The sequence below is a fragment of the Lacinutrix sp. MEBiC02595 genome (assembly GCF_053601555.1).
This window is the reverse complement of record NZ_JBSHNU010000243.1, coordinates 572,361-597,133: the sequence shown is the minus strand read 5'-3', so window position 1 is coordinate 597,133 and position 24,773 is coordinate 572,361. Positions and strand designations below refer to the sequence as shown.

Sequence of the window (24,773 nt, the reverse complement as noted above, 5' to 3'; positions counted from 1 at the left end):
CTTTTGAAAAACGTTTTAGTTATACACTATTCTCAATCTGGACAATTAACAGAAATTGTAAAGAATATAGTTTCTCCTTTAGCCAATGATGCTATACAAATAGATTATCACGATATAAAAATGGAAACTCCTTTCCCTTTTCCGTGGAAAGCAGATGCGTTTTATGGTGCTTTTCCAGAGACCTTTCAACAAGTCCCAGAAAAAGTAAAACCAATTTCATTAGATATTCTTAACAAAAAATACGATCTCATTATTTTAGGATATCAAGTGTGGTACTTAACACCATCTATTCCTATAAATTCCTTTTTAAGCACACCAGAAGCAAAACAAATCTTCAAAAACACACCAGTAATTACAGTGATTGCTTGTCGAAACATGTGGATTATGGCGCAGGAAAAAATGAAGAAAAAACTAAAAGCATTAGAAGCCAATCTAGTTGGTAATATTGCTTTGGTAGACCGTCATATCAATCACATAAGCGTTATTACCATTGAAAAGTGGTTAATGTCTGGAAAAAAAGAAAAATATCTTGGTATTTTTCCTAAACCAGGAGTTTCGCAAAAAGATATCGATGAAGCTGTCAAGTTTGGTCCAATTATATTAAAACATTTAAAAGAAAACAATTTCAACAATTTACAAGACAACCTTTTAAAACAAGGTGCAATTCTAATTAAGCCCTTTTTAGTAGTTACAGATAGCCGAGCAAACGTTATTTTTTCTAAATGGTCCAAATTAATTCAATCTAAAGGCGATAAAAATAGTCCGAAACGTAGTTTTTGGGTTAAATTTTTTACTTATTACTTATTATTTGCTATTTGGATTCTTGCACCAATTGTTTTTATCTTATTTTTGTTGACTTATGTGTTATCAATACATAAAATAAAAAAAGACAAATTATACTATTCGTCTGTAAATTATATAGAGTAAGGCATTAATATGAAGGAAGTTTACATCAACAAAATTTCAAAATTTTTACCAAATCGTCCAATTTCAAATGACGAGATGGAAGAAAAATTAGGTACCATAAACGGTAAGACTTCAAAAGGAAGACGTATTGTTTTGCGTAACAATAAAATTAAAACCAGATATTATGCTATTGATGATAATGGCAATATCACACACAATAACGCACAACTTACAAAAGAAGCAATAGTTGCCTTATGTGATGCAGATTTTAAAGCAGAAGATATTGAGTTACTTTCTTGTGGTACCTCGAGTCCAGATCAAATTTTACCATCACACGCAGCAATGGTTCATGGTTTTCTAAAAAACGGAAACTTGGAAATTAATTCGCCTTCTGGTGCTTGTGTTTCGGGGATGAATGCCCTTAAGTATGGATACATGTCTGTAAAATCTGGGGAAACTAAAAATGCGGTTTGTACAGGATCGGAACGTACCTCTTCTTGGATGATGTCAGATACTTTTGAAGAAGAAGTAAAACACTTAGAAACATTAGAAGACAACCCAATATTAGCCTTTAATAAAGACTTTTTGCGTTGGATGCTATCCGATGGTGCTGGTGCTTTTTTACTAGAAAGCGAACCAAAAGGAAACCACCCTTTAAAAATTGAATGGATGGAAGGCTACTCATATGCACATGAAATTGAAGCGTGTATGTATGCAGGAAGTGACAAATTAGAAGATGGGTTTTTAAAACCTTGGAGTGAATATCCTTCCGACCAATGGAGTAAAAAATCATTATTTGCCATGAAGCAAGATGTCAAACTTCTAAGTGAAAACATACTAGTAAAAGGTGTGGATAGCTTAAAAATGGCTATTGCAAAACACGACCTAAAACCAGAAGATATAGATTACTATTTACCACACGTTTCTTCGTATTACTTTAAAGACAGTTTATATAAAGAAATGGTAGCGCAAGGTGTTGAAATACCTTGGGAAAACTGGTTTATGAACTTAAGCAAAGTAGGTAATGTAGGAGCAGGTTCTATCTACATCATGTTAGAAGAATTAGCAAGTTCTGGAAAACTTAAAAAAGGAGACAAAATATTACTTTCTGTTCCAGAGAGTGCTCGTTTTGCTTATGCTTATGCACTTTTAACTGTTTGCTAAATGGGTTTACCAATAACAGATATTTCGCATTTAATTCCGCAAAAAACACCATTTGTAATGGTAGATACTTTGTTGGATTTCACTGCAGATAAAATTGTGTCTAGTTTCACTATTTTAGACACCAACCTTTTTGTAAAAGATAATTATTTTTTAGAATCTGGCTTGATAGAAAACTTAGCACAAACCGTTGCCTTACACACTGGTTACGACTTCTTTTTAAAAGGAGAACAAGCACCAACAGGTTATATTGGTTCTATAAAAAAAGTAGAAGTACAGAAGCTTCCAAAACTTAATGAAACCATTACAACCGAAGCAACCATACTTCATGAGTTTATGGGAGTAACAATGGTAGAAGTTAAAGCCTTTAATCAAGATAAAGAGGAAATTGCCTTTGCACAAATGAAAACCGTTATTGCTAGCTAATGAATAAGTTTCAGTCACTAGATATCACAAAATTTTTACCACATCGTACGCCATTTTTAATGGTAGACCATGTAATATCTATTGATGATGAACACGTAACCACTTCGTTTGAAATAAAAGAAGATTGCATTTTTGTAGATGAAGACATGCGGTTTAATGAATTAGGTCTCATTGAAAACGCAGCGCAGACTTGCTCTTCTATTGTTGGTAAAAGCTACTTTGAAGAAGATGATCTAGAAGGAGAAGGAACAAAGCTTATCGGTTTTATTTCCGCTATAAAAAAAGTATCCATATTTGCGTCTCCTTCCATTGGAGAGATCATAATATCGAATGCAAATTTAAAATCTAGGTTTGACGCCAATCATTATAGCATTTGTACTTTAGAGTGCACTATTGCTACTTCAAACAAAGAATTATTATCTTGTGAAATGAATTTGTTTATTCAGGAAATACCTAAAAATTAAAGGTCATGAAAAAAAGCGAAGTACCTCAGGATAAAAGTAATTTAGAGTCCGCAAATTTTAGAGAATTATGCTATGCTGTAGATGAAAACGGAGAATATACAACTGCACACACAACCGGTTGGGATCCTAAAACCATTGCTTTAGACAATGCGATTGACGATATTAATCAACGAGTTGCCGACGCTAAAAAAAGAGTCCAAAACAACCAAACCAGTCCGATAGAATATTATATGGAATTTCATAAAATGGATCTTCCAATTTTAGCAAGCTATGTTGGCCTTTGGCAATGGCGCGTAAAACGTCATTTTAAACCCAATGTATTTAATAAATTATCCAATAAAATCCTTCAAAAATATGCAGATGTTTTTGAAATTACCATAGACCAACTTAAAAACCTACAACATGCAAATTAACTTTACACATCATCAATCTGCGCATTGCGAAAATGGTGTGGTTTCTAATTTAATGAAACATCATGGCTTTAATGTTAGTGAGCCAATGGTTTTTGGTATTGGTTCTGGATTGCTGTTTTGTTATATTCCATTTTTAAAAGTAAATCATGCTCCTGCAATTACATACAGAGCAATGCCTGGTTTTATTTTTAAACGATTTGCGAAACGTGTTGGTATTAAAATAAAACGAGAAAAATTTAAAGATCCTATAAAAGCGAAAGCTGTTTTAGATGAAAACCTAAACAATAATAATCCGGTTGGTTTACAAGTTGGTGTTTACAACTTAACATATTTTCCAGACGAATATCGTTTTCATTTTAACGCACACAATTTAGTCGTTTACGGAAAAACGGAAGACACCTATTTAATAAGTGATCCGGTTATGGAAACGGTAACCACTTTAACAGATAAAGAACTTGAAAAAGTAAGATTTGCGAAAGGCGCTTTACCACCAAAAGGGCATATTTATTACCCAACAAATTTCCCAAAAGAACTTGATTTAGAAAAAGCAATACTAAAAGGAATTAAACATACCTGCAGAGATATGTTAGCTCCAATGCCTGTTCTTGGTGTTAAAGGAATTCGTTTTACTGCAAAGCAAATAAGAAAATGGCCTAAAAAACTAGGCGTTAAAAAAGCAAATCATTATTTAGGGCAAATAGTAAGAATGCAAGAAGAAATAGGAACTGGAGGCGGAGGTTTCCGATATATTTTTGCAGCATTTTTACAAGAGTCTAGCAAAATATTAAACAATCCTAAACTAGCAGATCTTTCTAAAGAAATGACACAAATTGGTGATTTATGGCGTGATTTTGCTGTAGATGCTTCCCGAATTTATAAAAATAGAGGAGCAAAAGCAGATGGTTATAACGAAGTAGCTTCACAGTTAGAAGCTATTGCAGACAAAGAAGAAGTGTTTTTTAAAGCTTTAAAAAAAGCTATTTAATATGATCCGTATTGAACACATATCTAAAAAATATAAGACTGCCGAAAATTTTTCGTTAGTCGATTTAGATTTGTTTATTGAAGAAAAGGAAATATTCGGTCTTCTTGGTCCAAATGGAGCAGGAAAAACGACCTTAATTTCTATATTATGTTCCTTAATAAAACCAACTTCCGGTACTTTTACTATTAACGGTTTAACCTATCAAGCCAATAAAAACGAACTAAAACAACGTATAGGTATTGTACCGCAAGAGTACGCACTTTACCCTACGCTTACCGCCAACGAAAACCTAAAATATTTTGGAAGCATGTATGGTTTACATGGAAAGGATTTAAATAAAAAAATAGCAGAGTATTTACAAATATTAGGGCTATCACAATTTGCCAATAAAAAAATAGAAACTTTTTCTGGAGGAATGAAACGTCGTATAAATCTTATTGCAAGTATTTTGCACGAACCAAAAATTTTATTCTTAGACGAACCAACCGTTGGTGTAGATGTACAATCTAAAAATGTAATCATACAGTTTCTTCAAGGTTTAAACAAAAAAGGAACTACCATAATTTATACTTCGCATCATTTAAATGAGGCCGAATCTTTTTGCACCAGAGTTGCTATAATAGATCATGGGAAACTGATAATAACAGGAAAACCAGAAACGCTAATAAGTAACCATAAAGGTGCTCATAATCTAGAAGATGTATTTTTAAGTTTAACAGGAAAAGCCTTAAGAGATCATGCGTAAACTTTGGGCTTCGGCATATAAAGAGTATTTACTTCTAATTAAAGATTTTGGAGGTCTCGTGGTATTATTTGTAATGCCATTAGTACTTATTATTACCATAACCATCATTCAAGACAGCACGTTTAAAACAATTAGCGATGCTAAAATCCCTGTTTTAATTGTAGACAATGACAAAGGTACCGTTTCGCAAACGATACAAGATGGATTAGCAAATTCTAACACTTTTCAAGTTATTGTAAAAGAGAATGAAACCGTTGCTAAGGACTTGGTTTTTTCGGGAAAGTATCAACTTGCGATCATTATTCCAGAAAATCTTTCTTCCGATTTAAATAAAAAAGTAACGCAAAACGTAGATGGTATTCTTTCTAAATTTGGTTTAGATGAAGAAGGCGAAACCGAAATCCTTCCTATTCCAAAAAAAGAAGTAAAACTCTATTTTGACCCTGCAACACAGCTTACTTTTAAGTCTTCGGTTAAAAACGGAATAGATAAAATGATTTCAAAAATTGAAACACAGTCTATCTATAAAGCCTTTCAGCAACAAATAACAGATGATCCTTCAGAAGCTATTTTTGAAACCGATAATTTTATCAGCTTTAAAGAAATTTTACCAATAAAGAATGATGAAGAAATAAAACCAAACTCGGTACAACACAACGTTCCTGCTTGGACATTATTTGCCATTTTCTTTATAATCGTGCCTTTGTCTATCAATATAGTTAAAGAAAAAAGTCAAGGTACTTTTGTGCGCTTACGTACAAATCCAGTTTCTTATGCCACGGTTTTAGGAGGAAAAACATTGGTCTATCTCTGTGTTTGTATTATCCAGTTTATGTTAATGCTTGCCATTGGCGTGTATCTTTTCCCAATAATGGGCTTACCAACGTTGGATATTTCAGGACGCTTACCCCTACTTTTTGTTGTTGCTATATTTTCAGGTTTAGCAGCAATTGGTTTAGGTCTATTACTTGGTACCGTTGCAAAAACACAAGAACAATCTGCTCCTTTTGGCGCTACGTTTGTTGTTATTTTAGCGGCACTTGGTGGTGTTTGGGTTCCTGTATTTATTATGCCTAAGTTTATGCAAACTTTATCTAATATTTCTCCAATGAATTGGGGATTAAATGCATTTTACGACGTATTTTTACGAAATTCCGGTCTTGTAGAAATTTTACCAGAAATAGGTTTACTATTTGTATTTTTTATAGTAACCACGCTAATCGCTATTGTTTATAATGAAAAGAAAAATGCAGTCTAATAAACTCGTAGAACATACCAATCAAGTACGTGTACGCTTTGTAGAAACAGATCCGTTGGGTATTGTTTGGCATGGAAATTATATTCAGTATTTCGAAGATGGGCGTGAATCTTTTGGCAGAAAACATGGTATTTCTTACCTCGACCAAAAAGAGTATGGATACGCAACACCAATTGTAAAATCAAGTACAGACCACAAATTACCTTTACGCTATGGTGACGTTGCAACCATAAAAACAATCTATATAGATAGTCCTGCTGCTAAAATGGTTTTTCGTTATGAAATTTATAACCAAAAAGAGCAATTAGTATGCACAGGAGAAACCGTTCAGGTATTTGTAGATAAAATTGGTGAAGGAGATTTATCATTAGCTATTCCAGAATTTTTTATGGAATGGAAAAAAACCGTAGGCTTACTAGATGAGTAAAGTGTACGTTTCACATAACAATATTATTTCGTCACTAGGTTTTACTAGTGAAGCGGTTGTTGCTAACATTAGCAATGAGGTTTCCGGTTTACAACGTATAGATGACAAATCGATATTACCAGAACCTTTTTATACTTCTTTAATTCCTACGGAAGCTTTACAAGAAAAATTTAATACCCTAAATCCGAAAGCCGATTATACGCGTTTAGAACAAATGATGATTACTTCTTTAAGTAACGTCATAGATGCTTCAAACATAGAAATTAATGATCGTGTAGGACTAATTATTTCTACTACAAAAGGAAACGTAGATGCTTTAGATACAAACAATCCTTTTCATAAAGACAGAGCGTACTTAAGTGAGCTTGGTAATCAAATCAAAGATTTTTTCCATTTTAAAAACGACGCAATTGTTGTTTCTAATGCTTGTGTTTCTGGAATTCTAGCCGTTGCAATTGCAAAAAGATATATACAACAAGGCACTTACGACCACGTATTTATCACCAGTGGAGACGTCATTACAGAGTTTATTTTATCTGGATTTAATTCTTTTCAAGCTTTAAGCAGCGAACCCTGTAAACCTTATGACGTTAATAGAACAGGAATAAATATCGGGGAAGTTGCAGCAAGTGTTTTAGTTACTAATAACCCTAATAATCTAGCGGAAGAATCCGTTACTATTTTAGGCGAAGGTTCTTGTAATGATGCAAACCATATTTCTGGTCCTTCCAGAACAGGTGAAGGTCTATACCGAAGCATGCAATCTGCATTTAAGCAAGCAAATATTACAGCAGAAGATGTCGATTTTATTTCAGCACACGGAACAGCAACCATGTTCAACGATGAAATGGAAGCCATTGCGTTTAGCAGAATGGACTTAAGCAGTGTTCCTTTACATAGTTTAAAAGGCTATTTCGGACATAGTTTAGGTGCTTCCGGATTGGTAGAAACCATTGTTGGAATGCATTCCTTAAAAAATAACACGTTGTATAAATCGTTAGGTTTTGAGACTTCCGGAGTTACTAAACCAATTAACGTAATCACAGAAACAACTAAAAAAAACAGTCATAGATTCTTAAAAACGGCTTCCGGATTTGGAGGTTGTAATACAGCAATATTATTTCAAAAAACTAAATAAATATGTCAAACCCATCTATAAAAGCTATAGACGCAATTCAAGAAGCACAAAAAATAGCAATGGCTCCTTTTGTATTTCAAGCAACAGTATCTTTAAGAAAACTTGGTATTTTCGATCTTATTTTCGAGAAAAGAAAAAAAGGAGGAATCACTTTAGAAGCAATTGCTGAAGAATTAAAACTTAGCACCTATGGTGTTGGTGTATTATTAGAAATTGCTGAAAGTTCAAACATTGTTTCCAAAAACGAAACAGCACATTTTGAACTTACTACTATTGGTTACTTTTTAGCATATAACGAAACGGTTAACGTAAATATTAATTTCACGAATGAGGTTTGTTATAAAGGTTTATTTCATTTAGACGAAGCTATAAAAACAGGAGAACCAACGGGTTTAAAAGAACTTGGAGATTGGCCAACGGTTTACGAAGGCTTATCACAACTTACACCTTTACAACAAAAATCTTGGTTTGACTTTGACCATCATTATTCGGATGACATCTTTACAGAAGCTTTAGGTCTTTTATTTAAAAAAGACCGTAAGAAAATATTTGATATCGGGGCAAATACAGGGAAATTCACCGTAAAATGTTGTACTTACAATAGCGATGTAAACATAACAATGATTGATCTTCCTGGACAATTAAACAAAGCGAAAGCGAATGTTAAAAAAGCAGGTTTTGAAGACCGAGTAAAAGGTCATGAAATAGATTGGCTGTCTGACAACCCAACAATACCAAGTGATGCGGAAACGATTTGGATGAGTCAGTTTTTAGATTGTTTTTCTAAAGAAGAAATCCTAAAAGTGCTTAAAACTTGTGTGAATTCTATGAATGAAAACTCAGAATTAATCATCATAGAAACCTTTACCGACAGACAGAAATTTGATAATGCTAAATTTATTTTAGAAGCGACATCGCTTTACTTTACCGTAATTGCAAATGGGAATTCTAAAATGTACAAAGCAACAGAATTTAAAGAAATAGCAGAAGAAGCTGGTTTACAACTTAACGAAGATGTTGAAATTGGTGAATATCACACGATGTTTACTTTTAGCAAAGCATAATAGATGAATACCAATTACCACATAAAATCCTATTGCAGTATAAAGAACAATCAAGTTTCTTTAAACGGTTCTGTGGTATATAAAGACGAAGAGGAATCGTTTTCTCCTTTTATAAAAGCTGCTTACAAAGACCAGAACACGAAATATCCAAAATTTTTTAAAATGGATAATTTGAGTAAACTTGCTTTTTTAACTGCCGATATTCTATTAAAAAACGAAAACCTCTCTTCTGAAGAAGAAAACAACATTGCCATCGTGTTTTCTAACAAAGCATCTAGTTTAGATACCGACAGAAAACACCAAGAATCTATTCAAAACAAAGAAAGCTACTTTCCTAGTCCTGCGGTTTTTGTATATACATTACCAAATATTTGTATTGGTGAGATAAGTATAAAATATAAGCTGTATTCTGAAAATAGTTTTTTTATCTTTGAAAACTTTAACGCAACACATTTGTTAACGTATGCCAATAGTTTATTATCCAGCAACAAAGCAGATCAAGTACTTTGTGGCTGGGTAGAATTTGATGGCGAAGACAACTACGAAGCATTTTTATATTTAGTGGCTACAGAAGGCACAATAACACATAGTAAAAAAGACATAATAAAATTATATAATACATAGTATGGAGGCATTAAAACAAGAATTAAAAGAAAACCTTATTGAGCAATTAAACTTAGAAGACATGACTATTGCAGACATCGCAGATGATGATATGCTTTTTGGTGATGGTTTAGGTTTAGACTCTATTGATGCATTAGAGCTAATTGTAATGTTAGATAAAAGTTATGGTATTAAATTAACAGACCCAAAAGAAGGACGTTCTATTTTTGAGTCTATTAACACCATGGCTGCTTATATTACAGAACACAGATCTAAGTAACAAACTTAAAAAAGAGACCTGCCAGGTTTTAAAAACCTGGCAGGTCTGAAATCTAAAAAACCCTGTTTTCACAGGAAGTAAATATGAGTAAAGGAGTTGCTATAACAGGAATGGGAATTATTTCTGCCATTGGAAACAATGTTGCAGAAAACTACCAATCGCTTATACATGGTAAAAAAGGAATCTCTCGTGTTTCTAAAATTAAAACCAATCATGTCAATGATATTATGGTTGGTGAGATTGATTTTACTAATGAAGCATTAGAACAACAACTTGGTTTACCTTCAGATAATAATTATTCAAGAACCGCATTACTTGGCGTCGTAGCTGCAAAACAAGCGATACAAGATGCTGGTATCACAGATATTAACGCATACAAAACAGGTTTAATTTCGGCAACAAGCGTTGGTGGCATGGACATGACAGAGCGTTATTATTATGAATATTTAGAAGATAAAAGCACTCAGAAATATATTTCAGCACATCATGCTGGAGATTCTACTCAAAAAATAGCAGAACAATTAGGTATAGAAAAAAGCCTAGTTACCACAATAAGTACGGCATGTTCTTCGGCAGCAAATTCCATAATGCTAGGCGCTCGATTAATAAAATCTGGTCAACTAGATCGTGTGATTGTTGGTGGAGCAGATTGCTTATCTAAATTCACCATTAACGGTTTTAAAACCTTGATGATCTTATCGGATACGTATAGCACACCTTTTGATGAAAACCGAAAAGGTTTAAATCTTGGTGAAGCCGCTGCTTTTTTAGTTTTAGAATCCGACAAAGTAGTACAAGCAGAAAACAAAAAAGTGCTTGCTTACGTAAAAGGGTATGGTAATGCCAATGATGCATATCACCAAACTGCATCTTCAGAAAATGGCGATGGTGCAACACTAGCCATGCAAAAAGCATTAGATATTGCGGGTTACAAAGCCGAAGATATCGATTATGTAAATGCACATGGAACTGCAACTGGAAATAATGATTTATCCGAAGGAAGAGCCATTATAAGAGTCTTTGGTGAAAACGTTCCAGATTTTAGTTCTACCAAAGCATATACCGGACATACCTTGGCTGCTGCTGGAGCAATTGAAGCGGTATATTCCGTTTTAGCATTGCAAAACAATATCATTTACCCAAATCTGAATTTTAAAACACAGATGAAGGAATTTAGTATTACACCACAATTAGAATTAAAAGAAAAGCCATTGCAATCTGTGATGTCTAACTCTTTTGGTTTTGGAGGAAATTGTTCTACTGTAATATTTTCAAAAGAGCAATAATTATGAAGACCGTTTATATAAATAGTATCGCTTCCATATCTGCTCAAAAAACATTGGATAACGCTTCCTTTTTAACAGAAATTGAAGATTACGAAGCCAATGTAATTCCTGCGATAAATCCGAATTACAAAGATTATATTCCACCAGCTGCTGCAAGACGCATGGCAAAAGGAATTAAAATGGGAGTTGTAGCTTCCAAAATAGCAGTACAAGAATCTGGTTTAGACAATGTAGATGCCATTATTACCGGTACCGGAATGGGTTGCGTACGCGATTCTGAAAAATTTGTAAGTGCTATTATAGATAATGACGAGCAATACCTTACGCCTACTTCCTTTATACAATCTACACACAATACCGTTGGCGGACAAATAGCTTTAGAGTTACAATGTAAAGGCTATAATTTCACCTACGTGCATTCTAGTAATTCTTTTGAATCTACTTTGTTAGACGCAAAATTGCAATTAGAATTAGACGAAGAAAAAAACATATTAGTTGGTGGTGTCGATGAATTAGGGGAACATACCACAGAAATTCAAAAAGCAGTTCATCTAGTAAAACAGGAAAACGTAAAAGTTTCCCAACTATTAGAATCTAAAACGAAAGGCGCTGTTTTTGGTGAAGGTGCAAATTTCTTTGTACTTTCTAACGAAAAACAAGCATCTTCTTACGGAGAACTTGTTGCCATACAAACTTATAATACTTTAGCGGAAGCTGAACTTTTACAGGAAGCTTCTCGTTTTTTACAGGAAAACAACCTTAATATAGAAGCTATAGATCTTTTAGTTCTTGGAAACAATGGCGATATAGAGTTTGATTCTTTTTATACTACTTTATCGGAAGGTTTTAAAAACACACAACAAGGTTACTACAAGCATTTATGTGGTGAGTTTAACACCGCATCTTCTTTTGGATTTTGGTTAGCTTCAAAAGTATTAAAAACACAAACACTTCCAGAAGTTGTGAAACGCAATGATAAAGCAACAACTTCTATTAAAACTATCTTATTATACAACCAGTATCGTGGAGAAAATCATAGTTTCACGTTACTTAAACAATGCTAAATTTTAAATCTGTAAATATTATCTCAAGCCTTCTTTTAATTGGTTTGTTACTTGCTTACAGCTTTTATAGTTTTTCGTTTTGGTTTATTATTTTATTCCTGTTTGCTTGGTTTTTAATTACCGTTGCAGGTTCTTCTTTTGTTGGTTGGAACTATCACTATACGTCCTTAAATTCCAATCCGAAAACATCTAAAAACCAAATCGCAATTACTTTTGATGACGGCCCAAATCCTGAATTCACACCAAAAGTTTTAGCGCTTCTTAATACCTACAATGCGAAAGCTACTTTTTTCTGTATTGGGAAAGAAATAGAAATGCATCCGGAAACCTTCAAAAGCATTGTAGAACAAGGACATACTATTGGTAACCACACCTATTCCCATAGTACTAAGTTTGGCTTTTTTTCGGTGGAAGAAATCGTTTCAGAATTACAACAAACCAACAACATCATTAAACAACAAATAGGTTTAGAAGCATTACTATACAGACCAACTTTTGGCGTTACAAATCCGCGAATAAAACGTGCTTTACAAATTATTAAATTACATTCTATTGGGTGGAATAAACGTTCGCTAGACACTAGAAATTTAAGTGAAAAAACAATATTAAAAAGAGTAACCAAAAACCTTAAAAAGGGCGATGTTATTCTATTACACGATACTAGCGACAAAACTATTGCTGTTTTGGAACAGTTATTGTTATTTTTACAACAACAAAAAATAACGTCTGTTACAATAGACAACTTATTCCAAATAAAAGCCTATGCGTAAGCTAGTATATATATTATTCTTCACTGTTTTTGCTGCGCACGCACAAACACCAATGGATACCACAGAAGCTGCAGCTTTAAAAACAAAAGTAAAAGCATTAGCAAATACAACCAAAACCATTTCTAGTGATTTTGTACAATACAAACATTTAGATTTTTTGGATAACGATATTGAAACCTCTGGAAAATTAGCGTTTCAAGCGCCAGATTTAGTAAAATGGGAATATCTAGATCCGTTTAAATACTCGGTTTTATTTAAAAACGAAACCCTTTATATTAACGACGAAGGCAATAAAAGCAATGTGGATATTGGCAGTAATAAAATGTTTAAACAATTAAACAAACTTATTATAAGCAGCGTAAAAGGCGATATGTTTGATGAAAATGAGTTTAGCATAACATACTTCCGTAAAGACCAAAACAGCTTGGTTTATTTTAGTCCGAAAGACAAAAAATTCGCAAAATACATTCAAGCATTTCATATTACATTCAATACAAAAGGAGATGTAATAGAAGTAAAAATGGTAGAACCTTCACAAGATTATACAAGAATCGTATTCAGCAATAAAGTATTAAACCAAACATTAGATAATGCGATATTTACTAATTAGTATATGCTTTATCTTTATTGGCTGTGCATCGTTTCCTAAAAAGAACAACTTCGAAGCAGCTGCTATAACTAGCAATATTATTAATCCATATTTTGCTAATCCCAATCAAGATTATATTTACAAAGCCAATATAGAAGTGTATGAAAATTCTTTTGGCGGGATTTTTATTGTAAAAAAAATAGGCGAACAACACCACAGAATTGTTTTTACCACAGAAATGGGAAACAAGCTTTTGGATTTCACCTTTAATAAAGACACCTTTACCGTAAATTATATTCTAGATGATCTTAATAAAAAAATACTAATCAACGTATTAAAAAAAGATTTCAAAGTTTTAATTACGGAGCATTTAATAGCTGAAAAAACCTACACCATTACTAATGAAACCATAAAAAAAACAAGTTTAGACAATAAAACCTACTACTACTTTGAATCCCCAGAAATCACTAAAATCATTAGAGCCAATAGCCATAAAGAAAAAGTAAGATTTCTGTTTACCGATTTAAAGGATAATATTGCACAACATATAGAGATCATTCACTCTAATATTAAGCTAAAAATCAACCTCAAATCTATTACAAAATGAAAAAAATATTTTTAATCATTTTGCTGCTTCCGTTTATTGGTTATTGTCAGAAAAAAATTGATCCAACGCCAGAAGATATTTCCAAAGCAAAAGAACTAAGAGCTATTTATGAAGAAGAAGATATTGTTTTATTAGAAAGTGATAACCTAGTTACTTTCTCTATCGAAGACAATAAAGTTGCTGTAAATAATTATACTACGGAACACTTAATGAATATCAATTATCGATCTGATATTCAAAAACCCGTGTTTTATGATGGTGAATCCAAAATTGAAAAATTTCAATTCTATTATCGCAATAAAAAAGAAGCACGTATTCTTAGCAAAGATGTTTCCTATACAGACAACGATTTATTTCATAATGACGCTCGTGTAAAGTTCGCTAATGTGGATTTCCCAACACAAGGCTACACCTATTTTTTCGAATCGATAAAACACACCAAAGACATCAAGTACTTTACAAGTATTTATTTTACTAGCGAATATCCTAGTTTAAGCAGAAAGATTGTCATTGAAATTCCGGAATGGCTAAACGTCGATTTATTTGAAAATAATTTTGAAAATTTCGACATTCAGAAAACCGAAAAACAAGAAGGAGATAAAAGAATCATCACCTATAAAGTATCGAATTTAGATGCATATTATGATGAAAAAGGCTCTCCTGGACCAAGTTACATTTATCCGCATATACTATTACTAGCTAAAGATTTTACTTCTAAAGGCGAAAAACAAACGCTTTTTAACGAAACCAAAGACTTATATACCTGGTATAAATCTTTAACTAAAGATATTAGTCACGAAAGCGAGTTACTAAATCAAAAAGTTGCAGAACTAACTAAAGACGCTACAACAGACGAAGAAAAAATTAAAAACATCTACTATTGGGTACAAGACAATATTAGATATATTGCTTTTGAAGATGGTATTGCCGGTTTTAAACCAGAAACTGCAGAAAACGTGCTTAAAAAAAGATATGGTGACTGTAAAGGAATGGCTAACCTAGCGAAAGAAATGCTCGTTATTGCAGGTTTTGATGCTCGATTAACGTGGATTGGTACCAAACGAATTGCATACAATTACAGTACGCCATCTCTTGCTGTAGACAATCACATGATTTGTACTTTATTTAAAGATGGAAAAAAAATATTTCTAGATCCTACCGAAAAATTTAATGCCTTTGGTGAATATGCCGAAAGAATTCAAGGCAAGCAAAGTATGATAGAAGATAACGATTCGTTTTTGCTAGAAGAAGTACCAACAAGCACATCTACCCGAAACAAAGAGTCTTTTTTATTTAATGCAACTATTATAAATGAAGAAATTGAAGGCCTAGCTACCAGAGCGTATGAAGGAGAAAGTAGAGCCGACTTTTTATACAATTTCAATAATTTAAAAAGTAATAAAAAACAGGAAGCACTAAAAGATTATTTAGCCAGTTACAATAGAAACGTTTTGGTTAGTGATATAGAAACCTCTAATCTAGAAAATAGAGAAGCAACTATTGATGTTAACTATGCTTTAAAACACAACAATGCCGTTTCTTCTTTTGACAATGAAATGTATATTGATTTAGACTTTTATAAAGAATTTGATAACTATACTTTTGAAGAAAGACAAACCAATTACAATTTTTCGTACAAGAAAGACGTACTTACAGAAATGCGGTTAAAAATCCCAGAAACCTACACAGTTTCTACATTACCAGCATCTTTTACTGTAGATAACGATAACTTTAAAATTAGTGTTTCTTTAGAAAAAGAATCCGATTACATTGTTTACAAAAAGGAATTCGAAATAAAAAAAGCAACGATTACTACAGATGATTTTGAAGCATGGAATGCTGCAATAACTAAATTAAATGCTATTTATAACGAACAAATAATACTAACCAAGTCTTAATTAAATATGAATAAAGCATTACTTATAACCCTAGTATTTTTAATGAGCGTACCTACTTTCGCACAAAAAAAATCGAAAGAACATTTAAAAAAGGAAGCTAGTGTAAAAGAATATATTTGGAGCGAGAAAAAAGATTTTAGCGCTATTACTATACCAACAGATTTAGAAGACCAATCTGCAATAATACTATATAGAGAGGTCAAATATATTTACAACAGACCGCATAATAGCATAGAATATACAAAAATAGAACACGAGCAAATTAAACTATTAGACCAAGTTGCTGTGAATGATTTTTCAGAATTTAAATTTCAAAAAACAGCACATATCGAAGGTTTATTAAACACATTTATATTAGGTGTTAAAATCATTAAACCTGATGGTGAAGAAATTCAAATAGATGTAGATAACGAAGCGATTAAAGAAGAAGACGAAAACAAACTAGCAATTCCGAACCTGGAAAAAGGAGATATTTTAGACTATTACTTCTACTCCAATATCATTGTCAGTGAAAATGATTTGTATCAATTTGATGACGTTGAAGATATTGTAGGAGAGCATTATCCGATTCTAGATTTTAAATTTTCTTTAGAAACCGAAAAAGATTTCTTTGTGAGTTTAAACACCTACAATAATGCTCCAGAATTAGAAACATACAAAGCACTTTCCAAAGAAAACAAAACAAGACTTTATGGTTTCACCATGCAAAATGTGGCATCTAATGATTTTCCAAGATGGTTTTATCCTTTAGTAGAACTTCCTGCGTATAAGTTTCAAGTGTTGTTTGCTAGAACAAGAAAGCATGAAAAACGAGCAGATGCATTTATGCCAACCGATGTAAATACCATAAAAAAGGATATTAAAAAGGAAGAAATTTTTAATCTATATGAAGATAAATTCAGTCCGTATGGAAATCTTGGAGATGTAGAAAGATTCTTAAAAGATAAAAGTTTTACAACGGAAGAAGAAAAGGTAAAAGAAGCGTTTTATTTTATTCGTCATAAATACTTCACTAATTATGTAGAAGCTTTTGTGTTAGATGAAAGTGATATTATGTATCCGTATGGCTATTATAAGAATCCGATAATATTTAATTCGGATGCCCAATTTATCAAGTTTTTTGCAGCCTTTTTAAAAGACAATAAAATAGATTATGAAATATTAATCGGTACCAAAAGATACAATGGCCCAATTAAAGATTTACTGATAGAAGACAATGTAGATTTTGTACTAAAAATTCTAACCGAAAAACCTTTGTATATAGAGCATTTCAATCAATTTTCAACAGTGAATCAAATATCACCTTTGTTAGAAAACTCGGATGCCTATGCTTTAAAAGTGGTAGACAGAAAACATATTGAAGATATTCAATTAACGAGTTTACCAGCTTCCGATCACAAAATAAATAACACTACAGAATCTATTGCAATTACACTTCCTGATGATTTTTCTGGAATGCAAATAAACAGAATTTCGGCAACAACAGGACACAACAAGATAGATGCACAAAAGGATCGATTAAACTTTTATGATTACATCTATAAAGATCATAAAAAGTATGGTACCGAACCTGTTTTAGATCAAGTCAGAAAAGAGAAAGACAGACTTCGTTATAAAAAAGAATATAAAAGTTTATTAGATAAGCAAAAGGAAAAACAACTAGAACAATTAGAAAAACAAACCGAAAACGAATACGATCTAGAAATAGACGATTATACTTTTAAGGTGCTCAATAATGGCCGTTTTGGAGTGGAAGACCCTTTAGAATTCGAAGAAGCGTTTACTTTAAAAGAAGAACTTATTCGAAAAGCTGGTAATAATTATATCCTTTTAATAGGAAAACTTATTGGCGGACAAGCAGATATCGACGAAGAACATAAACAACGCGATAACAATGTTTATATGAACTATCCAAGATCGTATAGCAATAATATATCGTTAACTATTCCGGAAGGATATTCGGTACAAGGATTAGAAAAACTGAATAAAAATGTTCAAAATCAAACTGGAGGTTTTACTAGTGAAGCTTCCGTTACCGATAACATTCTAACCATCAAAACCAATAAATACTATCAGAACTATTTTGAATCTGCTGCAAACTGGCCAGACATGGTATCCTTTTTAGAAGAAGCATATTTATTTTATGATGGCAAAATACTTCTTAAAAAGAACTAAATTTTATACTTTACCAGCCTCAAATTATTTTCAACAAACAAAAAACAAATGAAAAAAATTATTTTAAGCCTAGCATTACTTATTGCCGGTACAACCGCTTTTTCGCAAGTAACCTTAAAACCAGGAGTTAGAGCTGGTGCTAATTTTGCAAATGTAAGTAACTTAAAAACAGACCAAAAGACAGACTTCTATATTGGCGCTTTTTTAGAGATGCAATTAGCAGATTTTTATGCCTTGCAACCAGAAGTCACCTATTCTAGACAAGGAGCAAAATATGATATTTCTGGCGTTGATGATCTTGATTTACAATATGTAGGTTTAACTGTAATCAATAAATTTTCACCAATTAAAAACCTTGGATTACATTTCTTAGTAGGACCTGGAATCGATGTAAAAGTTAGTGATAATGTACAAAGCAATTATCGTTATGACTCTTATTATGATCCGTATTATAATTCTTATGATACCGCTCCAATAGATATTACCTTTACAGGAGGAATTGGTTATGATTTCCCTTTTGGTTTATCTGTGGAAGCACGTTACAAACAAGGTATTATTGATTATGACGACGGTTTTTCTGAATTTGGAGATAGCGGAAGTGGTGATTACTATTATGATGATGAAAGAGATGATAATAATCTAAATGGCGTTTTTCAAATTGGTGTTTCTTATAAATTTGATTTTAGCAACTAAAACGATGCAATTAAAAGACTTTTATACCGTAAATAATGTAGCAGTTGCCGAGAATTTGGCAACTGCAAACATTACAATAAACAAAGATCACGACATCTTTAAAGGACATTTTCCAGGAAACCCTGTAACTCCAGGAGTTTGCATGATGCAAATTATTAAGGAGTTAACGGAAGAAGTCGTTGGTAAAAAATTAATGATGCAATCCTCCAGCAACATTAAATTTATGGCCATTATAAATCCGGAGAAAACACCAGATTTAGTGCTAACTATAGATATTAGTGAAACGGAAGAAGGCTATAAAGTAAAAAATATAACCAAATTTGATGAAACTGTGGCATTAAAATTGACTAGTAACTTTATAGAAAAATAACGTGCAAGGCATGGTGCTGCATTTATTTCAGTAGCTAAAACCTTGTAGGTTTATAAAAATTCAAAATGAAACTTATACTTGTACTTATTGCCAGTTTTTTAATTACTATTCAATCTTTAGATTTGAATACCGTAAGAGATGCTTATAAAATTGCAGCGCAAGACAAGACAAAAACCGAAGCTTTTAATACGTCACTAGCAGAAGTTACCAAAAAGGATAAAATAGAATTTGTAGCATATAAAGGAGCTGCAATGGCATTAGTTGCTAAGCATGCAAAAACACTAAAAGAAAAAAAAGAGGACTTTATAGCAGGTGTTACTTTAGTAGAATATGCAGTCGAAAAAGCCCCTAACAATATAGAAGTTCGTTTTATACGTATTGGTATTCAAGAAAACACACCAAAGCTTTTAAAATACAAAGGCAATATAGATGAAGATAAACATTTCATCTTAAAACAATTCCATGGCATAAAATCCTCCGCATTAAAAAAACACATAAAAGACTATATTTTACAGTCTAAAGGCTTTACAGATGAAGAAAAATCATTAATTTTAGAGTCCTAAAAAGAAAACACTTTCTTAAGTGACTAACGAGCTATTAATTAATAAAATAAACAGACTGAAAATCTGTGTGTTAATCCCAACATACAACAACGAGCGCACCTTAAAACGTGTAATCGATGGGGTTTTGCAATACACTAAAAATATTATTATTATTAATGATGGCGCTACAGATAGCACTTCTCAAATTCTAGAAAACTATACTCAAGTACAGCATATTCTAGTTCCTAAAAACCAAGGAAAAGGAAATGCCTTACGTCAAGGTTTTATAAAAGCAACGACTTTAGGTTATGATTATGCCATTACTATAGATTCTGACGGACAACATTTCCCAGAAGACATACAAGTATTTGTAGCCGCTTTAGAGCAATCGGAAAATAAAAACCTATTACTTATTGGAGCGCGTAACATGAGTCATGAAACAGTTCCTGGAAAAAGTAGCTTTGGTAATAAGTTTTCTAACTTCTGGTTTTGGTTTGAAACCGGAATTAAACTTACAGACACACAATCTGGATTTCGAATGTATCCTTTAAAAGCTTTAGAGAAGCTTACATTTTACACGAAGAAATTCGAGTTTGAAATAGAAGTCATCGTGAAAGCAGCATGGAATGATGTGGCAGTAAAAAATATCCCTATACAAGTATTGTATGATGAAAGTGAGCGCGTTTCGCACTTTAGGCCTTTTAAAGATTTCACCAGAATTAGCATTTTAAATACCTGCTTAATTTTAATATTAGCATTTTATATAAAGCCTAGAAATTTATTTAGGAAATTAAAAAAAAAAGGAATTAAACGATTCTTTGTCGAAGACTTTTTAGGGCATCAAGATTCGCCAACTAAAAAAGCATTATCGGTTGCACTAGGTGTATTTATTGGGATATCTCCTTTTTGGGGATTTCAAACATTACTTGTCATTTCTCTAGCCATACTATTAAAGCTAAATAAAGCAATCGCTTTTGGTTTTTCTAACGTGAGCTTACCTCCTTTTATTCCATTTATATTGTATGGAAGTTCCATAATTGGACAACGTATTTTAGGTTTAGATTTTAAGTATACTTTAGATATGTTTAAAAATGGTTTCGATATTACAGAACATCTAAAAACATACTTAGTTGGTAGTTTTACATTAGCCACAATTTCTGCTATTGTATTTGGTATCATAAGTTTTATAATCTTTACCTTTTTCAAAAAAAAGAACACAACACTACAAAATGGATAAGCTGTTTTATAACATATACCAACGCATAGCGTCGCAAAAACCTTTGAGTATCGGTATTTTGTTGTCGTTAATTATTGGTCTATTCTTTCTAGCTTCTAACATTGAATTTGAAGAAGATATAACGAAACTTATTCCGCAAAGCGAAAAGTCTTCCGAAGCACAAAAAGTACTTAAACAAGTTAATTTTGCCGATAAGATTATTGTAAATATTCAACGCAAAGAAAACGGAAATGCAGACGACTTAACAACCTATGCAACGGCATTTATGGATAGTATTGCTACTACTTCCGAAGCATATATAAAAGACATTCAAGGTCAAGTTGCAGATGAAGATATCATGAACACTTTAGACTTTGTCTACAACAATTTACCGCTATTTTTAAACGAAAGCGATTACCAATCCATACAGCAAAAACTACATAAAGACAGCATTCAAAAAACAACGAATGCCAATTATAAAACCCTGATTTCACCCTCTGGTTTTGTAGCGAAAGAAACGATTTTAAAAGACCCTTTAGGTTTATCTTTTATTGCTTTAAAGAAACTACAAGAACTCAGTTTTGGTGACGACTTCACCTTACACAACGGCTTTATAATTAGCAAAGACAAAAACAATGTCCTGCTTTTTATCACGCCTACTTTTGCTTCAAGCGAGACTGCTGAAAACGCTACTTTTGCGGATAATTTATATGCTTTACAAGAACAACTTAATACTACTTTTCAAGGCAAAGTAACCGCAGATTATTTTGGTGGAGCACTAATTGCTGTTGCAAATGCCAAACAGATTAAAACAGATATTCAGCTTACTGTTGGTATTGCTATTACGGTTTTATTACTCATTCTCATTCTGTTTTATAAAAAGCTAAGTGTACCCATTATACTATTTACACCAACTGTTTTAGGTGCACTTCTAGCCGTTAGTTTCCTGTATTTAATTCGTGGTAAAATCTCTGCTATTTCTTTAGGAATTGGTTCGGTACTTCTTGGTGTTACTTTAGATTACGCATTGCATATTCTTACACATATACGCAGTAATAACAACGTAAAACAGTTGTATAAAGAAATTACAAAACCTATTTTAATGAGTAGCTTAACGACTGCTCTAGCCTTTTTATGTTTGCTTTTTATTGAGTCGCAAGCATTACAGGATTTAGGAATTTTTGCTGCTATTAGTGTTTTAGGAGCTTCGGTTTTTGCACTTCTTTTTATTCCGCAAGTGTATCATACCAAAGCAGAAACGAATGCCAAAAAGAATATTATAGATCGCGTTGCTTCTTATCCTTTGCATAAAAACAAATGGAGTTTAATTGCTTTGGTTATTCTTTTAAGTATTAGCGCTTTCACCTATAACAAAGTGACTTTTAATAACGATTTAGCCAAATTAAATTTTGAACCTAAACCGCTTATGGAAGCACAACAAAGATTGGATGCGCTTACCAATATTTCTTCCAAATCGGTGTATTTAGCAACTTATGGAAACACAGAAAACGAAGCTTTATTAGCTAACGACGCTATTTATCCAATACTTAAAAAGCTTCAGAAGGAAGATAAAATCATTCAATTTAGTTCTATAGGTTCTTTAATTCAATCGGAAGAAATTCAGCTTCAAAAAATAAATAATTGGAAGCAATTTTGGACTACTCAAAACATTCAAAACACTAAAAATAATTTAGTAGAAAGCGGAAACACTTTAGGTTTTAAACCTAGCACTTTTAAAAACTTTTATGCGCTTTTAGAAAACGACTTTACACCTCTTTCTGTTGTAGATTTTAAAGCTTTAAAAACGATTTCTACGGAAGACTATATTACAACCAAAGAAGATTTTTCTACCGTTACCACTTTAGTGAAAGTACAAGATGAAAACACACAAAATCTTGTAGATACTTTTGAGCGTCAAGACAAGACGGTTGTTGTAGATAGAAAACACATGAACGAAACCTTTTTGGGGAACCTTAAAACGGACTTTAATCGTTTGGTTCTATATTCGTCTATCGTCGTTTTAATACTACTATTATTATTCTACAGAAGCATTTCTTTAACCTTAGTTACTGCAATTCCAATTGCACTTACTTGGTTGGCAACGCTTGGTGTTATGGGTTTATTTGGTATTCAGTTCAATATTTTCAACATCATTATTTCTACTTTTGTTTTTGGTTTAGGCATAGATTATTGCATATTTATTACCAACGGTTTACTGCATGAATATAAAACGGGAGAAGCAGCGTTACCAACACATAAAACTTCGATTATCCTTTCGGTTATTACTACTATTTTAGGAGTCGGCGTTTTAATTTTCGCCAAGCATCCTGCGCTACATTCTATCTCTTTAGTTTCTATTATTGGTATTTTATCTGCTTTGCTAATTTCGTTTAGCATTCAGCCTTTACTTTTTAAATTATTCATAGGTAGCAAAACTAAAAGACCAATTACCTTCCATTTGCTGTTACATGCTATATTTTCTTTTGGATATTATGGTATTGGCGGATTTGTTTTAGGCTTAATAAGTGCTATTCTATTTCCACTTATTCCGCTTTCCAAAAAAATAAAAATGTCGTGGTTTCATAAAATACTTTCTAAGTTTATGAAGTCCGTTTTTTACACCAATCCGTTTGTTAAAATCCGTACTTTAAATCCGAGTAACGAAACCTTCAAAAAGCAATCTATTATTATTGCAAACCACACCTCTTTTCTAGATATTCTGGCAATAGGAATGCAATATCCAAAAATTATTTTCTTGGTAAATGATTGGGTGTACAACTCACCAGTTTTTGGTAGAGCAGTAAAAATGGCTGGTTTTTATCCGGTTTCTAACGGTATCGATAAAGGCGTTTCGCATTTACAAACCAAACTAGATCAAGGCTATTCTTTAATGGCTTTTCCAGAAGGAACTCGTTCGTATACCAACAAAATAAAACGCTTTCATAAAGGTGCCTTTTTTTTAGCGGAAGAATTAAAACTAGATATTGTTCCAATACTTATTCATGGAAATTCGGAAGTATTACCAAAAGGAAGTTTTATTATAAAAAGGGAACATCTTACTATCAAAATATTAGATAGAATTCCATTGGAAAACACTAATTTTGGTACCACATCTAGAGAAAAAACGAAAGCAATAAGTGCACATTTTAAGAAAGAATTTAATCTCCTTCGTGAAGAGTTAGAAGACGAAACGTACTTTCATCGTATTACTTTAGAAGACTATAGATATAAAGGCGATGCACTTTACTATAAAGTAAAAACAGACCTAAAAACCAATGCAAAAAACTATAGAACCATTCTAGATTTTATAGACGAAAAAGCAAGTATCATACATCTTTCTAAAGATTCTGGGCAACTCGATTTCTTATTAGCTTTAGATCATCCAGATAGAAAAATACACACTTTTATAGCAGATAAAAACGAAAGCGCTATCGTTAAAAATAGCTATATTACAAATACACATTACAAGATTTTGGTTTGTAATTCTGTAGAAGAAGTAATACAAAACAATGCTAATGTTGCCCTTCTTAATTTGGAAGGTATCGCTGAAAATGAAATAGAAAACATGGCAAATACTGCAAATCTTTTTGTATTATTAAAAGAAAGCAGAAATTTATATCTGGAGCCTTTAAAATCCTTAGGTTTTAAAGTAGAAATAGAAAACGATACACTTAGTATCTTAAAAAAATAAAA

25 protein-coding genes are annotated in these 24,773 nt (G+C 32.3%); all 25 read left to right on the top strand.

What is annotated here, in order from left to right; genetic code table 11:
* The first annotated feature begins 3 nt into the window (after positions 1 to 3).
* Positions 4 to 927, top strand: coding sequence for a dialkylrecorsinol condensing enzyme DarA (locus tag ACVCZW_RS16290; RefSeq protein WP_452230746.1), 924 nt, complete (start codon positions 4 to 6; stop codon positions 925 to 927).
* 9 nt (positions 928 to 936) lie between these two features.
* Positions 937 to 2,070, top strand: a complete 1,134-nt coding sequence (locus ACVCZW_RS16285) for a beta-ketoacyl-ACP synthase III (RefSeq protein ID WP_452230745.1) — start codon at positions 937 to 939, stop codon at positions 2,068 to 2,070.
* On the top strand, positions 2,071 to 2,493 hold the full coding sequence (locus ACVCZW_RS16280; protein WP_452230744.1) for a hypothetical protein: 423 nt from the start codon (positions 2,071 to 2,073) through the stop codon (positions 2,491 to 2,493).
* The gene (locus ACVCZW_RS16275) at positions 2,493 to 2,957 is read left to right on the top strand and encodes an ABC transporter permease (protein ID WP_452230743.1); all 465 of its coding nucleotides are present in this window, start codon (positions 2,493 to 2,495) and stop codon (positions 2,955 to 2,957) included. Before ACVCZW_RS16280 ends, ACVCZW_RS16275 begins: the two co-directional genes overlap by 1 nt.
* Positions 2,958 to 2,962: 5 nt before the next feature.
* Positions 2,963 to 3,370 carry a hypothetical protein gene (locus ACVCZW_RS16270; RefSeq protein WP_452230742.1) on the top strand — a complete coding sequence of 136 codons (408 nt, stop codon included), beginning with the start codon at positions 2,963 to 2,965 and terminating at the stop codon, positions 3,368 to 3,370.
* Entirely contained in the window at positions 3,360 to 4,355 is a 996-nt protein-coding gene (locus ACVCZW_RS16265) for a BtrH N-terminal domain-containing protein (protein ID WP_452230741.1), read from the top strand. The genes ACVCZW_RS16270 and ACVCZW_RS16265 overlap by 11 nt, the downstream gene beginning before the upstream one ends.
* Position 4,356: 1 nt before the next feature.
* A complete protein-coding gene (locus tag ACVCZW_RS16260; protein ID WP_452230740.1) occupies positions 4,357 to 5,100 on the top strand; it encodes an ABC transporter ATP-binding protein in 744 nt (247 codons plus the stop codon).
* Positions 5,093 to 6,358 carry an ABC transporter permease gene (locus tag ACVCZW_RS16255; protein ID WP_452232909.1) on the top strand — a complete coding sequence of 422 codons (1,266 nt, stop codon included), beginning with the start codon at positions 5,093 to 5,095 and terminating at the stop codon, positions 6,356 to 6,358. The genes ACVCZW_RS16260 and ACVCZW_RS16255 overlap by 8 nt, the downstream gene beginning before the upstream one ends.
* The gene (locus ACVCZW_RS16250) at positions 6,348 to 6,785 is read left to right on the top strand and encodes an acyl-CoA thioesterase (protein ID WP_452230738.1); all 438 of its coding nucleotides are present in this window, start codon (positions 6,348 to 6,350) and stop codon (positions 6,783 to 6,785) included. The genes ACVCZW_RS16255 and ACVCZW_RS16250 overlap by 11 nt, the downstream gene beginning before the upstream one ends.
* Positions 6,778 to 7,923 (top strand): beta-ketoacyl-[acyl-carrier-protein] synthase family protein, encoded by a 1,146-nt coding sequence (locus ACVCZW_RS16245; protein WP_452232908.1) that lies wholly within the window; start codon positions 6,778 to 6,780, stop codon positions 7,921 to 7,923. Before ACVCZW_RS16250 ends, ACVCZW_RS16245 begins: the two co-directional genes overlap by 8 nt.
* A gap of 2 nt (positions 7,924 to 7,925) precedes the next feature.
* Positions 7,926 to 8,987, top strand: coding sequence for a methyltransferase (locus tag ACVCZW_RS16240; protein WP_452230736.1), 1,062 nt, complete (start codon positions 7,926 to 7,928; stop codon positions 8,985 to 8,987).
* A 3-nt stretch (positions 8,988 to 8,990) separates the two neighbouring features.
* The gene (locus ACVCZW_RS16235) at positions 8,991 to 9,611 is read left to right on the top strand and encodes a 3-oxoacyl-ACP synthase (protein WP_452230735.1); all 621 of its coding nucleotides are present in this window, start codon (positions 8,991 to 8,993) and stop codon (positions 9,609 to 9,611) included.
* 1 nt (position 9,612) lies between these two features.
* Positions 9,613 to 9,870, top strand: a complete 258-nt coding sequence (locus ACVCZW_RS16230) for a phosphopantetheine-binding protein (RefSeq protein WP_452230734.1) — start codon at positions 9,613 to 9,615, stop codon at positions 9,868 to 9,870.
* A gap of 83 nt (positions 9,871 to 9,953) precedes the next feature.
* Entirely contained in the window at positions 9,954 to 11,156 is a 1,203-nt protein-coding gene (locus tag ACVCZW_RS16225) for a beta-ketoacyl-[acyl-carrier-protein] synthase family protein (protein WP_452230733.1), read from the top strand.
* Between the two features lie 2 nt (positions 11,157 to 11,158).
* On the top strand, positions 11,159 to 12,220 hold the full coding sequence (locus ACVCZW_RS16220; protein ID WP_452232907.1) for a beta-ketoacyl synthase N-terminal-like domain-containing protein: 1,062 nt from the start codon (positions 11,159 to 11,161) through the stop codon (positions 12,218 to 12,220).
* Complete coding sequence (locus ACVCZW_RS16215) at positions 12,214 to 12,990, top strand: polysaccharide deacetylase family protein (protein WP_452232906.1); 777 nt, start codon at positions 12,214 to 12,216, stop codon at positions 12,988 to 12,990. The genes ACVCZW_RS16220 and ACVCZW_RS16215 overlap by 7 nt, the downstream gene beginning before the upstream one ends.
* Entirely contained in the window at positions 12,983 to 13,600 is a 618-nt protein-coding gene (locus ACVCZW_RS16210) for a LolA family protein (protein WP_452230730.1), read from the top strand. Before ACVCZW_RS16215 ends, ACVCZW_RS16210 begins: the two co-directional genes overlap by 8 nt.
* A complete protein-coding gene (locus ACVCZW_RS16205; RefSeq protein WP_452232905.1) occupies positions 13,581 to 14,186 on the top strand; it encodes a hypothetical protein in 606 nt (201 codons plus the stop codon). The genes ACVCZW_RS16210 and ACVCZW_RS16205 overlap by 20 nt, the downstream gene beginning before the upstream one ends.
* Entirely contained in the window at positions 14,183 to 16,084 is a 1,902-nt protein-coding gene (locus ACVCZW_RS16200) for a transglutaminase-like domain-containing protein (protein WP_452232904.1), read from the top strand. Before ACVCZW_RS16205 ends, ACVCZW_RS16200 begins: the two co-directional genes overlap by 4 nt.
* Before the next feature lie 6 nt (positions 16,085 to 16,090).
* Positions 16,091 to 18,259: a hypothetical protein gene (locus tag ACVCZW_RS16195; protein ID WP_452232903.1), complete on the top strand. Its 2,169-nt coding sequence runs from the start codon at positions 16,091 to 16,093 to the stop codon at positions 18,257 to 18,259.
* Positions 18,260 to 18,307: 48 nt separating this feature from the next.
* Positions 18,308 to 18,952 (top strand): porin family protein, encoded by a 645-nt coding sequence (locus ACVCZW_RS16190; protein ID WP_452230726.1) that lies wholly within the window; start codon positions 18,308 to 18,310, stop codon positions 18,950 to 18,952.
* Positions 18,953 to 18,956: 4 nt separating this feature from the next.
* A complete protein-coding gene (locus ACVCZW_RS16185; protein ID WP_452230725.1) occupies positions 18,957 to 19,322 on the top strand; it encodes a 3-hydroxyacyl-ACP dehydratase in 366 nt (121 codons plus the stop codon).
* Between the two features lie 65 nt (positions 19,323 to 19,387).
* Entirely contained in the window at positions 19,388 to 19,885 is a 498-nt protein-coding gene (locus ACVCZW_RS16180; protein WP_452232902.1) for a hypothetical protein, read from the top strand.
* Between the two features lie 19 nt (positions 19,886 to 19,904).
* Positions 19,905 to 21,101: a DUF2062 domain-containing protein gene (locus tag ACVCZW_RS16175; protein ID WP_452232901.1), complete on the top strand. Its 1,197-nt coding sequence runs from the start codon at positions 19,905 to 19,907 to the stop codon at positions 21,099 to 21,101.
* Entirely contained in the window at positions 21,094 to 24,771 is a 3,678-nt protein-coding gene (locus tag ACVCZW_RS16170) for an MMPL family transporter (protein ID WP_452232900.1), read from the top strand. Before ACVCZW_RS16175 ends, ACVCZW_RS16170 begins: the two co-directional genes overlap by 8 nt.
* The last annotated feature ends 2 nt before the right edge of the window (positions 24,772 to 24,773 follow it).

Excerpts from the sequence above, each read along its gene's own strand:
- ACVCZW_RS16280 (WP_452230744.1), top strand. The coding sequence starts at position 2,071 with ATGGGTTTACCAATAACAGATATTTCGCATTTAATTCCGCAAAAAACA.
- ACVCZW_RS16200 (WP_452232904.1), top strand. The coding sequence starts at position 14,183 with ATGAAAAAAATATTTTTAATCATTTTGCTGCTTCCGTTTATTGGTTAT.
- ACVCZW_RS16180 (WP_452232902.1), top strand. The coding sequence starts at position 19,388 with ATGAAACTTATACTTGTACTTATTGCCAGTTTTTTAATTACTATTCAA.
- ACVCZW_RS16240 (WP_452230736.1), top strand. The coding sequence starts at position 7,926 with ATGTCAAACCCATCTATAAAAGCTATAGACGCAATTCAAGAAGCACAA.
- ACVCZW_RS16265 (WP_452230741.1), top strand. The coding sequence starts at position 3,360 with ATGCAAATTAACTTTACACATCATCAATCTGCGCATTGCGAAAATGGT.
- ACVCZW_RS16225 (WP_452230733.1), top strand. The coding sequence starts at position 9,954 with ATGAGTAAAGGAGTTGCTATAACAGGAATGGGAATTATTTCTGCCATT.
- ACVCZW_RS16220 (WP_452232907.1), top strand. The coding sequence starts at position 11,159 with ATGAAGACCGTTTATATAAATAGTATCGCTTCCATATCTGCTCAAAAA.
- ACVCZW_RS16210 (WP_452230730.1), top strand. The coding sequence starts at position 12,983 with ATGCGTAAGCTAGTATATATATTATTCTTCACTGTTTTTGCTGCGCAC.
- ACVCZW_RS16285 (WP_452230745.1), top strand. The coding sequence starts at position 937 with ATGAAGGAAGTTTACATCAACAAAATTTCAAAATTTTTACCAAATCGT.
- ACVCZW_RS16185 (WP_452230725.1), top strand. The coding sequence starts at position 18,957 with ATGCAATTAAAAGACTTTTATACCGTAAATAATGTAGCAGTTGCCGAG.
- ACVCZW_RS16255 (WP_452232909.1), top strand. The coding sequence starts at position 5,093 with ATGCGTAAACTTTGGGCTTCGGCATATAAAGAGTATTTACTTCTAATT.
- ACVCZW_RS16230 (WP_452230734.1), top strand. The coding sequence starts at position 9,613 with ATGGAGGCATTAAAACAAGAATTAAAAGAAAACCTTATTGAGCAATTA.
- ACVCZW_RS16215 (WP_452232906.1), top strand. The coding sequence starts at position 12,214 with ATGCTAAATTTTAAATCTGTAAATATTATCTCAAGCCTTCTTTTAATT.
- ACVCZW_RS16260 (WP_452230740.1), top strand. The coding sequence starts at position 4,357 with ATGATCCGTATTGAACACATATCTAAAAAATATAAGACTGCCGAAAAT.
- ACVCZW_RS16195 (WP_452232903.1), top strand. The coding sequence starts at position 16,091 with ATGAATAAAGCATTACTTATAACCCTAGTATTTTTAATGAGCGTACCT.
- ACVCZW_RS16170 (WP_452232900.1), top strand. The coding sequence starts at position 21,094 with ATGGATAAGCTGTTTTATAACATATACCAACGCATAGCGTCGCAAAAA.
- ACVCZW_RS16245 (WP_452232908.1), top strand. The coding sequence starts at position 6,778 with ATGAGTAAAGTGTACGTTTCACATAACAATATTATTTCGTCACTAGGT.
- ACVCZW_RS16235 (WP_452230735.1), top strand. The coding sequence starts at position 8,991 with ATGAATACCAATTACCACATAAAATCCTATTGCAGTATAAAGAACAAT.
- ACVCZW_RS16250 (WP_452230738.1), top strand. The coding sequence starts at position 6,348 with ATGCAGTCTAATAAACTCGTAGAACATACCAATCAAGTACGTGTACGC.
- ACVCZW_RS16205 (WP_452232905.1), top strand. The coding sequence starts at position 13,581 with ATGCGATATTTACTAATTAGTATATGCTTTATCTTTATTGGCTGTGCA.
- ACVCZW_RS16270 (WP_452230742.1), top strand. The coding sequence starts at position 2,963 with ATGAAAAAAAGCGAAGTACCTCAGGATAAAAGTAATTTAGAGTCCGCA.
- ACVCZW_RS16190 (WP_452230726.1), top strand. The coding sequence starts at position 18,308 with ATGAAAAAAATTATTTTAAGCCTAGCATTACTTATTGCCGGTACAACC.
- ACVCZW_RS16275 (WP_452230743.1), top strand. The coding sequence starts at position 2,493 with ATGAATAAGTTTCAGTCACTAGATATCACAAAATTTTTACCACATCGT.